Source organism: Myceligenerans cantabricum, from assembly GCF_054777735.1.
The window spans coordinates 510,545-523,127 of the sequence record NZ_BAAHAJ010000004.1 but is presented as its reverse complement, the minus strand read 5'-3'; the positions used below and the strand labels follow the sequence as shown (position 1 = coordinate 523,127).

10 protein-coding genes are annotated in these 12,583 nt (G+C 74.4%); 5 read left to right on the top strand and 5 right to left on the bottom strand.

The window, feature by feature from the left end; translation table 11 throughout:
• Positions 1–108 precede the first annotated feature (108 nt).
• From guaA to ACYU96_RS04655, 3 genes are all read left to right on the top strand, one after another.
• Positions 109–1,713, top strand: a complete 1,605-nt coding sequence (guaA, locus tag ACYU96_RS04665) for a glutamine-hydrolyzing GMP synthase (RefSeq protein WP_460749547.1) — start codon at positions 109–111, stop codon at positions 1,711–1,713.
• A 110-nt stretch (positions 1,714–1,823) separates the two neighbouring features.
• Positions 1,824–3,074, top strand: coding sequence for a glycosyltransferase family 4 protein (locus tag ACYU96_RS04660; protein ID WP_460749544.1), 1,251 nt, complete (start codon positions 1,824–1,826; stop codon positions 3,072–3,074).
• A 103-nt stretch (positions 3,075–3,177) separates the two neighbouring features.
• Positions 3,178–3,801 (top strand): prepilin peptidase, encoded by a 624-nt coding sequence (locus tag ACYU96_RS04655; RefSeq protein ID WP_460749541.1) that lies wholly within the window; start codon positions 3,178–3,180, stop codon positions 3,799–3,801.
• A gap of 120 nt (positions 3,802–3,921) precedes the next feature.
• Here ACYU96_RS04655 and ACYU96_RS04650 read toward each other — a convergent pair whose 3' ends face one another.
• Positions 3,922–4,446, bottom strand: a complete 525-nt coding sequence (locus tag ACYU96_RS04650; protein WP_460749538.1) for a hypothetical protein — start codon at positions 4,444–4,446, stop codon at positions 3,922–3,924.
• Positions 4,443–6,068 carry a PspC domain-containing protein gene (locus tag ACYU96_RS04645; protein WP_460749535.1) on the bottom strand — a complete coding sequence of 542 codons (1,626 nt, stop codon included), beginning with the start codon at positions 6,066–6,068 and terminating at the stop codon, positions 4,443–4,445. The genes ACYU96_RS04650 and ACYU96_RS04645 overlap by 4 nt, the downstream gene beginning before the upstream one ends.
• Positions 6,069–6,203: 135 nt before the next feature.
• Between ACYU96_RS04645 and ACYU96_RS04640 the strand changes: the two genes are divergently transcribed.
• Positions 6,204–7,700 (top strand): ATP-binding protein, encoded by a 1,497-nt coding sequence (locus tag ACYU96_RS04640; RefSeq protein WP_460749532.1) that lies wholly within the window; start codon positions 6,204–6,206, stop codon positions 7,698–7,700.
• On the top strand, positions 7,697–8,392 hold the full coding sequence (locus ACYU96_RS04635; RefSeq protein WP_460749530.1) for a LuxR C-terminal-related transcriptional regulator: 696 nt from the start codon (positions 7,697–7,699) through the stop codon (positions 8,390–8,392). Before ACYU96_RS04640 ends, ACYU96_RS04635 begins: the two co-directional genes overlap by 4 nt.
• Before the next feature lie 121 nt (positions 8,393–8,513).
• Here the strand turns inward: ACYU96_RS04635 and cobA are convergent, their stop codons facing one another.
• From cobA to ACYU96_RS04620, 3 genes are read right to left on the bottom strand one after another with little or no spacing between them, the layout of a single operon-like run.
• Positions 8,514–9,794 (bottom strand): uroporphyrinogen-III C-methyltransferase, encoded by a 1,281-nt coding sequence (gene cobA, locus ACYU96_RS04630; RefSeq protein WP_460749528.1) that lies wholly within the window; start codon positions 9,792–9,794, stop codon positions 8,514–8,516.
• The gene (locus ACYU96_RS04625) at positions 9,787–10,785 is read right to left on the bottom strand and encodes a phosphoadenylyl-sulfate reductase (protein ID WP_460749525.1); all 999 of its coding nucleotides are present in this window, start codon (positions 10,783–10,785) and stop codon (positions 9,787–9,789) included. Before ACYU96_RS04625 ends, cobA begins: the two co-directional genes overlap by 8 nt.
• The gene (locus tag ACYU96_RS04620) at positions 10,782–12,551 is read right to left on the bottom strand and encodes a nitrite/sulfite reductase (protein ID WP_460749522.1); all 1,770 of its coding nucleotides are present in this window, start codon (positions 12,549–12,551) and stop codon (positions 10,782–10,784) included. Before ACYU96_RS04620 ends, ACYU96_RS04625 begins: the two co-directional genes overlap by 4 nt.
• Positions 12,552–12,583 lie beyond the last annotated feature (32 nt).

The window sequence follows — 12,583 nt, the reverse complement described above, 5'->3', positions numbered from 1 at the left end:
GGGGCAGGTGCTCACGTAGGGGCGTGGGGAGCGCCCCCTGGCGCCTACCCGAGCACCTGCCCCTACCTCGCCGGCGCCCCTGCCCGCGGGATCTCTTAGAATCTTCTGGTGACGACGCCCGCCACCGAGAACCAGCCCATTGCCGAACCGACCCCGCACCGTCCCGTGCTCGTGGTCGACTTCGGCGCGCAGTACGCACAGCTCATCGCGCGCCGCGTGCGCGAAGCGAAGGTGTACTCCGAGATCGTGCCGCACACGGCCACCGTGGAGCAGGTGCTCGCCAAGGATCCCGCGGCGATCATCCTGTCCGGCGGCCCGTCGTCGGTCTACGCCGCCGGCGCCCCCGCCGTCGACCCCAAGCTGTTCGACGTCGGTGTCCCCGTCCTGGGCATCTGCTACGGCTTCCAGGTCATGGCGCAGGCGCTCGGCGGCGAGGTCGCCCGGACCGGGCTGAGCGAGTTCGGCGGGACCGGCGTCGACGTGTGCGCGACCGGTGTCCTGCTCGACGGCTCGCCCGAGCACCAGACCGCCTGGATGAGCCACGGCGACGCGGTCCACGCCGCGCCTCCGGGCTTCGAGGTGCTCGCGACCAGCGGTGGCGCGCCCGTCGCCGCGTTCGAGGACCGCGAGCGGCGCCTCTTCGGCGTGCAGTGGCACCCCGAGGTCAGGCACTCCGAGCACGGCCAGGCCGTGCTCGAGCACTTCCTGTACGACGGCGCGGGGCTGGCTCCCGACTGGACGGCCGGGAACGTCGTGGCCGAGCAGGTCGAGGCCATCCGTGCCCAGGTCGGCGACGCGCGCGTGATCTGCGCGCTGTCCGGCGGCGTCGACTCCGCCGTCGCGGCCGCGCTGGTGCAGCGGGCCGTGGGGGAGCAGCTCACCTGCGTCCACGTCGACCACGGCCTGATGCGGGCCGGCGAGGTGGAGCAGATCGAGAGCGACTTCGTCGCGTCCACGGGCGTGAAGCTCGTCATCCGGCACGAGAAGGAGCGCTTCCTCGGGGCGCTCGCGGGGGTGACCGACCCGGAGCAGAAGCGCAAGATCATCGGGCGCGAGTTCATCCGCGTGTTCGAGGACGCGCAGCGGGCGATCGTCGCCGAGGCCGGAGCACACGGCGAGGAAGTGAGGTTCCTGGTCCAGGGCACGCTGTACCCGGACGTGGTGGAGTCCGGCGGCGGCGAGGGCGCGGCCAACATCAAGTCGCACCACAACGTGGGCGGACTGCCCGACGACCTCACCTTCTCCCTCGTGGAGCCGCTGCGGACCCTGTTCAAGGACGAGGTCCGGGCGGTGGGGCGCGAGCTCGGCGTGCCGGAGGAGATCGTGTCGCGGCAGCCGTTCCCCGGCCCAGGCCTGGGGATCCGGATCGTCGGCGAGGTGACCGAGCACAACCTGGAGATCCTGCGCCGTGCCGACGCGATCGCGCGCGAGGAGCTGACCCGGGCCGGGCTCGACGGCGAGATCTGGCAGTGCCCCGTCGTGCTGCTCGCGGACGTGCGGTCCGTGGGCGTGCAGGGCGACGGCCGCACGTACGGGCATCCCGTCGTGCTGCGGCCGGTGAGCTCCGAGGACGCGATGACGGCCGACTGGACGCGGCTCCCGTACGACGTCCTGTCGGTCATCTCGACCCGCATCACCAACGAGGTCCGCGAGATCAACCGCGTCACGCTCGACGTCACGAGCAAGCCGCCGGGCACCATCGAGTGGGAGTGAGCGCGTCGGAGGCGACGCGCCGCCGTACCGAGCCGATCCACGGAGCGCTGGTCGACCTCCAGGCGCTGTACCCGTCCACCCGGTAGTTCTCGTCGGCGGAGGTGCTCGCGGTGCGGATCGTGCAGGTCTCGGACACGTTCGCCCCGCTCATGGGCGGGATCGAGGCACAGGTGGCGCGGCTCGCCGCGCAGCAGGCCGCGGCCGGGCACGACGTCGAGGTGATCACCACGACGCCGCGTGCGCCGGGCGAGCGTGGGGTGACCACCGCTGTCGAGCACCTCGGGTCCGCCGGGGTGTCCGGCGCGGGGCACGCGGCGCCCGCCGTGACCGTGCACCGCATCGCGGAGCGCGTCCCCGGCGGCTGGCCGGTCCATCCCCGCTCGACGGCGCACGTCGTCCGGCGGTTGCGGGACGTGACGGCGCGTGGCGCGCGGCCCGACGTCGTCCACCTGCACATGGGTGTCCTCGCACCCACGGTCCAGTCCGCGCTGCGGGCGGTCACCCGGCTCGGCCTGCCCACGGTGCTGACCGTGCACAGCGTGTGGGGGCCCGCATGGCGTGCGTTCGCCGCCGCCGACCGGGTGTCCGGCTGGTCGCGGTGGCCGGTGCTGTGGTCCGCGGTGAGCGAGGTGACCGCCGCGCCGCTGCGGCGGATCGTCGGGACCCGAGGCGAGGTCGTCCTGCTGCCGAACGGGCTGGACCTGGCGAGATGGCGGGCCGAACGCCGCGATGTCGGCGCGGGCGACCAGCCGGTGCATGTGGTCTCGGCGGGCCGGTTCGCGCCCCGCAAGCGAATGCTGCCGCTGCTGGGAGCGGTCGCCCGGGCCTGCGAGACGATGGCCGGAAGTGACGGCGGGCGACCCCCCGAGGGCTCCGGGAAGCCGGGCGACGGCGGTCGCCTTCGCGTGACGCTCGCCGGTGACGGGGCAGAGCTGGAGCGGGCCCGCCGGTTCGTCGCCGGCCGCGGGCTGTCCGGCGTCGTCTCCCTGCCCGGCGCGCTCGACGGCGACGGGCTGCGCACGCTGTACGCGGACGCCGACGTGTTCGCCGCGCCCGCCGTGGCGGAGGCGTTCGGTATCGCGGCCCTGGAGGCGCAGGCCGCCGGCCTCGCCGTGCTGACGCGTGCCGGGTCGGGCGTGGCGGAACGTGTGACCTCGGGGGCCGGCGGCCTGGTCGTGCCCGACGACGCGGCCCTGGCACGCGCCCTCGCCCGCCTCGCGGGGGACCGCGACCTGCTGGCGAGGCTGCTGCGCCAGGTCCGGGCCGACGGCGACCGTCTCGCCGCCTACGCCTGGCCGGGCGTCCTGGCCCGGACGGAGCAGGCGTACGCCCGGGCGGCGGAGCTGGTCCACGAGCGATGAGGACGGTGCGGGTGCTCCCAGCCACAGGTGCTCCCACGGCTCCGCGTGGTCGCCAGGCTGCGTTCTCGGTGAAAGGGAGCCCCGACATGTCTACGCTCGTCCCGTGACTGAATCCGCAGCCCGGCCGACGACCCCGGCGGGTCCACTGTCCAGCAGGATCGTCCGAGAGGTGCGGCCGTTCGCGCGACCCGTGGCGGTGGTCGCCGTGCTCGCCGTCGTCTGGGCCGTGTGGGCGAGCGGCCCTTCGTGGGAGACGCCGGCCGTGGTCGTGCTCGCCGTCGCCGGTGCCGCGCTCGGAGTGATCGACGCGCGGACGCACCGCCTGCCGAACGCGATCGTGTATCCGACGACGGCGGCCGTGGGCGCGCTGCTGGTCCTCGCCGCGGTGGCCGGTGCGCTCGCCGGCGATCCTGCCTGGGACGCGCTCGGGAGGGCGGCGCTCGGGTTCGCCGCGCACGCGGGCTTCTACCTGCTGATGTGGTGGTTCTTCAAGGGAGGGATCGGGCTGGGCGACGTGAAGCTGGCCGGGATCCTCGGCGCCGTCCTGGCCTGGTGGGGCTGGGACACGTTCGTGCTGGGGGTGATGGCGCCCTATGTGGTGGGCGGTGTGGTCGCGCTGGTGCTGCTCGTGCTCCGGCTGGCGGGGCGCAAGTCGTACATCCCGTTCGGCCCGTTCATGCTGCTGGGCGTGGTGGTGGCCCTCACCTGGGAACGGCTGCTGGCCTAGCACGAACCGCGCCCTCCCCGCCGGGTGCACGACGCCGGGTGCACGGTGCCGGCGGGGCCGAGGTCGTCGGGCCCGCCGGCGTGCACCCGGCGTCGGAGAAGGGGCGGTCTGCCCGTGCGGCTACTGCTCGCCGCGGCGGCGGAAGCTCGACACGATCGAGCCCGCCACCAGCGCCACGCCGGCGCCGCCGAGCAGGAGGATCGCCGCGAGCCCGAAGTCGATCCGGGCCCCCGCGGCCGCGGCGAGCACGCCCAGGCCGACCGCCAGGACGACCAGGCCCCACACGACCGTCCCGACCCGCGGCCCGTACTGCGGCGCGGGGGGCGTCGGCGTGTACGGCCGCTGCGCGGCCTGGACCGGCGCCGCGGGTGCGGCGCCCGGGGCCGTCGCCGGGTGCTCGGCCGGCGCGCCGGCCGCCGGGGACGGTTCCCCGCTCGACAGGACGCTCGTCCGGTCCGGTTCGGCCTCCACCGACTCGGTCGTGTCGGTCCGCGGTTCCCCGGCCTGCGGTTCCCCGGCCTGCGGTTCGCCGGTCCGGGGTTCCTCGGCCTGGGTGGCGCCGGTCGGGATCTCCTCGGTCGGCGGCTCGTCCACGTGCTTCTCGTGCTCGCGGACCTGGTCGGGCTCGTGCGTGTGCTCGCTCATTTCTCCTCCTCGATGATGAGGTCGCCCGCGGCGACGTCCACGACGAGCCGGAGCTGCGCCCCGTCGTCGTCGACCTCGTCGCTGGCGATGTCGACCCGCTCGTTGACCCCGCTGTAGGTCCTGCTGTCGCCGTCCACGAGCCACTCCAGCGCTCCTGCGGAGATCGTGCTCTCGACCTCGACCGCGGCGCCCTCGGGGATGACGACGGTCGCGGAGCCCGCGCCGACCGCGATCGGCACCTCGACCGGTTCGCCCGGGTCGACCTGCGAGAGGTCGAGGCCTGTGAGGTCGATGGTGGGCTCGCCCCACCTGACCGAGTAGCCGTCCTCCGCCTCGGCGATCCTCGTCGGTGCGGCCGTGCCCTCGGTGATCGGCTCGCCGGGCTCGTACCCGTCGACGCGGCCGTCGAAGACCTTGTCCACGATCTCGCGCCCCTCGGACAGCCGGCTGTAGACGTTCGACTCCTCCTGTGCCCACCACACCGTCGGCAGGGCCACGATCAGGCCGACGATCGCCAGGGCCCCCAGTCCGCCGCTGGTGCGGCCACGTAGCCCGGCGACGACGATCGCGATACCGATGATCAGCAGGGAGATGCCCGTCCAGGCGCCCCAGGCCGCTGCGCCGCTGTCGGACGGCAGGAACGGGATCGTGACGTCGAGCACGCTCCTGTTGAGCATGAGCAGCGCACCGACCAGCAGGATCAGTCCGAAGACGATCCCGCCACCGCCGCCCTTGCGGCGCCGGGCGCGCGGGGGGAGCGGCTGCGCGTAGGGGGCTCCCGCATAGGCCGAGGTCCGGTGCGGGTACTGCGGCCCGCCCCCGGGGGGTGCGGGCGCGGTGGTCGGGGCGGTGCCCGAGGAGTCCGCGCGGTCGTCGAGCCCGACGGCCCCGTGCGCGGCCGGGCCGGAGGGGGCGCCACCGGTCGGCGGCTGGTACGGCGTCGTCCCCGGTGCCGGCGGGCCGCCGTACGGCTGCGTGCCCGGGTGCTGCTGCGCGGGCCCGTAGTGCTGCCCGCCGGGGTGCTGCTGTCCCCCACCGTAGGGCTGCGTGCCCGGGTACGGCTGCGCGTGGGGCTCGCCCCGGGTGGACGGGCGCCGGCGGGCCGTGCGGACCAGCAGGTACACGATGCCGCCCAGGACGGCGAGCCAGAAGAGCCCGCCGATCCACTCCGAGCTGCCGTAGAAGCCCCAGTCCCACGGCCCGCCCCACGCGAATCCGACCAGGAGCATCGTGGCCGCACCGAGGAGCGCGACGTCGAAGTTGCCGCGGACTGCCTCCTCGAGATGGATCCTGCCGTCGGACTGCTCCGGCAGCAGCGCCCAGCCGATGCCGTAGGCGATGAGACCGATGCCGCCCAGGAAGAAGGTGATGACGAAGAGGCCCCGGACCAGGAGAGGGTCCCAGCCGAGGCGGTCGGCGAGGCCGGAGGCGACGCCGCCGACCCACCGCCGGTCGGCGCGGTAGAGGCCGGTGCGACGGATCGAGTTGAAGAATCCGGTGCCGGCCGGCTGCTGCGGCTGCGGCTGCGGCGAGGCCTGCTCCTCGAACGAGGTCTGCTGCGCGCTCGGCTCGGGCTCGCCTGGTGGCGTCCGCCCGTCGCCTGCGGTCGGGTCTGTGGTCATGGCTCCATGCTCGTCGACCCTGGCCACGAAATGGATCGGGTGCTGCCCTGACCGGACCCTGGTTCGCTGTCCCGGAGACCCTGAGATGCAGGTCCCCGGCTCCTCAGGGACGTCGCGACGTGCCACGATCGTGGTGTGACGAACCAAGGAGCCCCGACGACGGATGGCGCTGCCGGTAGCCCGGCTGCAAGCGCGCCCACCGGCCCGCCGGGCGGCGCGCCGTCCGGCGCCGCGCCGTCCGCGCCGCCCGTCCACCTCACCCTGCGACGCCCGCGCGAGGGCCGCTGGGTGGCGGGAGTGGCCGCCGGGCTCGCCGCGCACCTGCGCGTGCCGGTCTGGCTGGTCCGGGTGCTCTTCGCGGTGGCCACCCTGATCAACGGGGCCGGCATCGTCGCCTATCTCTTCTGGTGGGTGACGGTCGCGCCGGGCCGTCCCGAGCCGGTGGCCGCCCGCCCCGCACGGCCCCGCCTCGCACCGCGGCTGGCCACCCCACCGGACCGGACCGGGGCTGCCGGCGAGGCGGGAGCCACCGGATCGGCCGAGGGCGGGCCCCGTTCGCTGACCGAGCGCCTGCGCCTCTCAGGTCCGGTCACCCGTCTCAACACCCGCGACATCACCATCGGCGTCGTGCTGCTCAGCGGCGCCGCCCTGCTGCTCGCGGTGCAGGCCGGCTGGAACCCGTGGGCGTCGTGGCTGCTGCCCGCGCTGATCGTGCTGGGCGGCGTCGCCCTCGCCTGGAGCCAGCTCGACGGGACGTCGCGCGGCCGGTGGTTCGGCGGTACCCCGCGCACCCGTGCCGGGATGCTGCGCCTGGTGGGCGGGATCCTGCTCACCATGGTCGGCGTGCTGATGCTGGTGGGGCAGGACGCGCCCGTCTACACGATGGTGCAGGCCACCGTGGCGTCGGTGGCGGTGGTCGCCGGCGTCGTCCTCGTGCTCGCACCCTGGTGGCTGAAGCTGGTCCGCGAGCTCGGCGACGAACGTGCGGCCCGCGCCCGCGAGGCCGAGCGCGCCGACATCGCCGCCCACCTGCACGACTCCGTGCTGCAGACCCTCGCCCTCATCCGCGCCCGCGCCGACGACTCCGAGTCCGTCGCCCGCATGGCCCGCGCCCAGGAGCGCGAGCTGCGCGAGTGGCTGTACGACGACCGCCCCTCGCCGGGCGAGTCCCTCTCCGCGGAGCTGCGCGAGCTCGTCGGCCAGGTCGAGGACGCGTTCGCGCCCCTGACCGTGGACATGGTCGCGGTGGGCGACTGCGTCCCCGTCCCCACCACGGCCGCGCTGCTCCAGGCCACGCGCGAGGCGCTCGTCAACGCCGTCACCCACGGCCGCGCGCCCGTCTCCGTGTACCTCGAGGTGGGAGAGGACTCCGTGGAGACCTTCGTCCGTGACCGCGGGGACGGCTTCGACCTCGACGAGATCGCGTCGGACCGCTTCGGGGTCCGGGAGTCGATCCTCGGGCGTGTCCGACGGCGTGGCGGCGTCGCCGAGGTGCAGAGTCGCCCCGGGTGGGGCACCGAGGTGCGGATGCGGGTGCCCCGTGAGGAGCCGGCGCCGGAACGGCCGAGGAGCAACGGGGCCAGGAACGGCACCGCCGCGACGAAGACCGACAAGACCGAGGAGACCGCATGACCGCCAACGACCAGGTCCGCCGGCGCGTGCCGGTGGTACTCGTCGACGACCACCACCTGTTCCGCACGGGCGTCCGGGCCTCGCTCGACGAGCGCGTCATCGTCGTGGGAGAGGCGGACGACGTCGACTCCGCGGTCGCCGTCGTGCACGAGAAGCGGCCCCCGGTCGTGCTCCTCGACGTCCACCTGCCCGGCGGGAACGGCGGCGGGGGAGCCGAGGTCGTACAGCGCTGCGCCGACGTGACCAGGCCGAACGGCGATGGCGAGGTACCCGTGCGCTTCCTGGCGCTGTCCGTCTCCGACGCCTCCGAGGACGTCGTCGCCGTCATCCGCGCCGGCGCTCGCGGCTACGTCACCAAGAACATCTCCGGCCCCGAGCTCTCCGGCGCGGTGCTCCGGGTCGCGGGCGGCGACGCGGTCTTCTCGCCGCGGCTGGCGGGGTTCGTGCTGGACGCGTTCGGGACGGGCGCCGCGGACGTCGCCGTGGCCGACGACGAGCTCGACCGGCTCTCCAAGCGCGAGCAGGAGGTCATGCGGCTGATCGCGCGTGGCTACTCCTACCGGGAGGTCGCGAGCGAGCTGTTCATCTCGATCAAGACCGTCGAGACGCACGTGTCGTCGGTGCTGCGCAAGCTCCAGCTCTCCTCGAGGTACGAGCTGACGCGCTGGGCCGCGGCACGACGGCTGCTGTAGCGGGGCCCGGCCCCGGGCGTCCACGTCCCGAGCCGGGACGGGATGTCACTGAGCGCCGGTCCCCGCCGCCGATGGGCCTTCGGTGCGGCGGGAGCCGGCGCTCAGCTGTCTGTGGGCCGGGTCAGCCGGCCGGTTCGTCGCGCCACGCGGGCGCGAGGCGGACGACGTCGCCGACGACGATCACCGCGGGCGGACGCACGTCCACCTCCGCGGCACGGGCGGCGATGGTCGCGAGGGTCCCGACGGTGACGCGCTGGCGGGGGCCGTAGCCGTCCTCCACGACCGCGACGGGCGTGCCGGCCGGGCGCGTGCCGGTCGTCAGCGCCGCGGCGGTGTCGGCGAGCCGGGAGACGCCCATGAGCAGGACCAGGGTGTGGTCGGGCCCACCGGGGGCGGCAGCGGCGCCGTCGTGCCCGGTCAGGACGCTGAACCCGCGGGAGACGCCGCGGTGCGTGACCGGGATGCCGACGGCGGCCGGGACGGAGACCGCGCTCGTCACGCCGGGTACGACCTCGGCCTCGACACCGGCGTCGCGGCACGCGGCGAGCTCCTCGCCGCCGCGCCCCAGCACGTACGGGTCGCCGCCCTTGAGCCGTACGACGTGCTGACCGGACGCGGCGTGCTGCACCAGGATCCGGTTGATCTCGTCCTGCGGCACGGGGTGGTTCCCGGCGGTCTTGCCGACCTCGATCACCTGGACGTCGGGCGCGAGCTCGTCCAGCAGCGTGCGCGGCCCCAGCCGGTCGGCGACGACGACGTCCGCCTGCGCGAGCAGCAGCCGCCCGCGCGCGGTCACCAGCCCGGGATCCCCGGGCCCGCCTCCGACGAGCGAGACCCGCCCCTTCGCCGGGGCGGCGTCTCCGCCCGGCGACGTGCCGGCTCTCGGTCCGCGGTGCCGGCGGACCGGGAGGCCGCCCGACTCGAGCTGCGCCTGGACTGCGGACCGGATCGCCTGCGCGCGCCGCGGGTCGCGTCCGCCGAGCACGGCGACCGTGATCTCGTCCGGGTCGCGCACCCGCGCCACGGCCGGCGTCCACGCCGTTCCGGAGCCGGCGTCGCCCGCGGAGACGCAGAAGATGCGCAGCTCCTCGGCGTCGTCGGCCACCTGCTGGTCGACGGACGTGTCGCCGGTCGCGGTGTGGACCAGCCAGGCCCCGTCGAGGTCTCCCGTGCGGTACTCCCGCCGGACCCGCTCGAACCCGTTCGTGGCGGCGTCGTGCGACAGCGCCGCCAGGTCCTCGCAGACCTGCGGTGCGACGACCCGCACCCGCGCACCGGCGTCGGCCAGGCCGCGCGCCCGGCGGGCGGCCACCGGCCCGCCGCCGACCACGACGACGAGCCGGCCCGCCATGCGCAGGCCGAGCGGGTACAGCGACCCGCCTGGCACGGGTGTCTCAGACATGCAGACCGCACTCCACCTTGTCCAGGCCCGCCCAGCGGCCGGAGCGCTTGTCGGCGCCCGCCTCCACGCGCTGCGTGCAGGGCGCGCAGCCGATCGACGGGTAGCCGTCCGCCAGCAGCGGGTTCACGACCAGCCCGTGGCGGTGCGCGTAGGCCTCGACCTGCTCGTCGGTCCAGCCGGCGAGCGGGTTGATCTTCACCACCTGGTTCTTCTCGTCCCAGGTGATCAGCGGGGCGTTCCGGCGGGCCGACGTCTCGCCGCGGCGCAGTCCGGTCGCCCAGGCCTCGTAGTGGCGCAGGGCGTCCCGCATCGGGGCGACCTTCCGCATCGCACAGCACTTCTCGGGGTCGCGCTCGTAGAGTCGCGGGCCGTACGCCGCGTCCTGCTCGGCGACCGTCCTGTCCGGGCGCACGTCCACGATGTTGACGTCCAGCGACAGCTCGGCGGCATCGCGCGTGCCGATGGTCTCGGCGAAGTGGTAGCCGGTGTCGCCGAACAGCACGTCCACCCACGGGAGCTGCTTCGAGACCAGGTGCGACAGCACCGTGTCCTGCATCGAGGAGGCCACTGCCAGCCAGGGCCCGAACTCCCGCACCGCCCAGGCGATGACGGCCTCGGCCGACGCCTCGCGCCGCTCGCCCGGCGGCACGCCGGGCAGCGAGGTCCCGTGGAGCAGCGCCTGTCCGCGCTCGACGACGTGCTTCAGCTCCTCGGGGGTGCGACGGCGGCGGACGCCGCCCGCGCGGACGTAGGCGTGCGCCTCTCGTGCGGTCGCCCGCGCGTCCTCCCGAGCCTTCGCCCGCGCACGGATCTGCGCGAGGCGGGACACGCTGCCTCCGAGGCTGGTCGCGGCACCGTCCGCGAGCTGGGCCTCGACCGGTGCGATCACCGTCGCCGGGACGGGAGAGGAAGGCTCCTCGGTGGCCGCGTCGGCCGTCACGGGCGAGGCCGGTGCCACGACCGCCGTCGAACCGGAGTGCGGGGCGCTCATCGGAGTGCCTCCTCGTCGGCGCGATGCGCCCAGGCGGCGAAGGTCTCGTCGCCCGTCCGGTCCTTCTCGAACTGGCGGGTGACGCGCTCGACGTAGTCGGCGACGCCGTCGGCGGTCACCTTGAGGCCACGGACGGTGCGGCCGAGGCCGGCCTCGTCGCGATCCTGCGACGCGAGCCCGCCGCCCAGGTGCACCTGGAAGCCGGGGACCTGGTTGCCGTCGTCGTCCATCACGAGCTGGCCCTTCAGGCCGATGTCGGCCGTCTGGATCCGCGCGCACGAGTTGGGGCAGCCGTTGACGTTGAGGGTGATCGGCTTGAGGCGTGACATGTCACCGAGCCGCTCCTCGAGCTGGTCGACGGCGTCGGCCGCCGCCTGCTTCGTCTCGACGATCGCGAGCTTGCAGTACTCGATGCCGGTGCAGGCCATGGTCCGGCGCCGGAACTCGCTCGGGCGGGCGTACAGGCCGAGCCCGGCCAGCGCCTTGGACAGCGACTTGACCTGGTCGCCCGGCACGTCGAGCACCAGCAGCTTCTGGTGGGGCGTGAGGCGGACGCGCGCGCTGCCGTGCTCCTCGGCCAGGTCCGCGACGCGGGCGAGGAGCTCGCCCGAGACCCTGCCCACGGTCGGCGCGACGCCCACGTAGAACTTCCCGTTCTTCTGCGTGTGCACGCCCACGTGGTCGTTCTCCGACGACGGCGGCGGGGGCTCGATCCCGTCCGGCAGCGCGTACCCGAGGTACTCGTCCTGCAGCACCTGGCGGAACTTCTCGGTGCCCCAGTCCTTCAGCAGGAACTTCAGACGGGCCTTGTTGCGCAGGCGGCGGTAGCCGTAGTCGCGGAAGATCCGGACCACGCCGTGCCAGACCTCGGGGGCCTCCTCGGCGGTGACGAACACGCCCAGGCGCTCCGCGAGGCGCGGTGCGGTGGAGAGACCGCCGCCCACCCACAGGTCGTAGCCCGTGCCGAGCTCCGGGTGCTCGACGCCGACGAACGAGATGTCGTTGATCTCGTGCACCACGTCCTGGCTCGGGTGGCCCGTGATCGCCGTCTTGAACTTGCGGGGCAGGTTCGCCAGCGAGGGATCGCCGACGAAGCGCTCCTGGATCTCGTCGATCACCGGAGTCGGGTCGATGATCTCGTCCTTCGCGATGCCGGCGACCGGACTGCCCAGGATCACGCGCGGCACGTCGCCGCACGCCTCCGTGGTGGACAGGCCCACCGCCTCCAGGCGGCGCCAGATCTCCGGGACGCTCTCGACCTCGATCCAGTGCAGCTGGATGTTCTGCCGGTCGGTGATGTCGGCGGAGTCGCGGCCGAAGTCCTTGCTGATCTGCGCGATCGTGCGCAGCTGGTGCGTGCTCAGCGCGCCGCCGTCGACGCGGACCCGCAGCATGAAGTAGCGGTCCTCGAGCTCGTGCGGCTCCAGCGTGGCCGTCTTGCCGCCGTCGATCCCTGGCTTGCGCTGCGTGTAGAGGCCCCACCACCGGAAGCGGCCGTGCAGGTCGTCGTCGGTGATGGCGTCGAAACCCTCACGGGAGTAGACCTGCTCGATGCGCTCGCGCACCTGGAGCGGAGCCGACTCCTGCTTGAACTCCTCGTTGTGGTTCAAGGGGGTCGTGCCGTCGATCTTCCACTGGCCGTGGGGGCGGGCCTTGCGGGCCGGGCGGGCGGTCGCGGGCTGTGCAGGCTGGTCGGTGGCTGCGGGCTCGGGGGCCGCGTCCGAGGTGTTCGGGCGCGCGGAGGCGTGCTCGGGTGCCTGAGTCATGAGATGTGATCCTCGTCCGTCGTTCGCTGGTC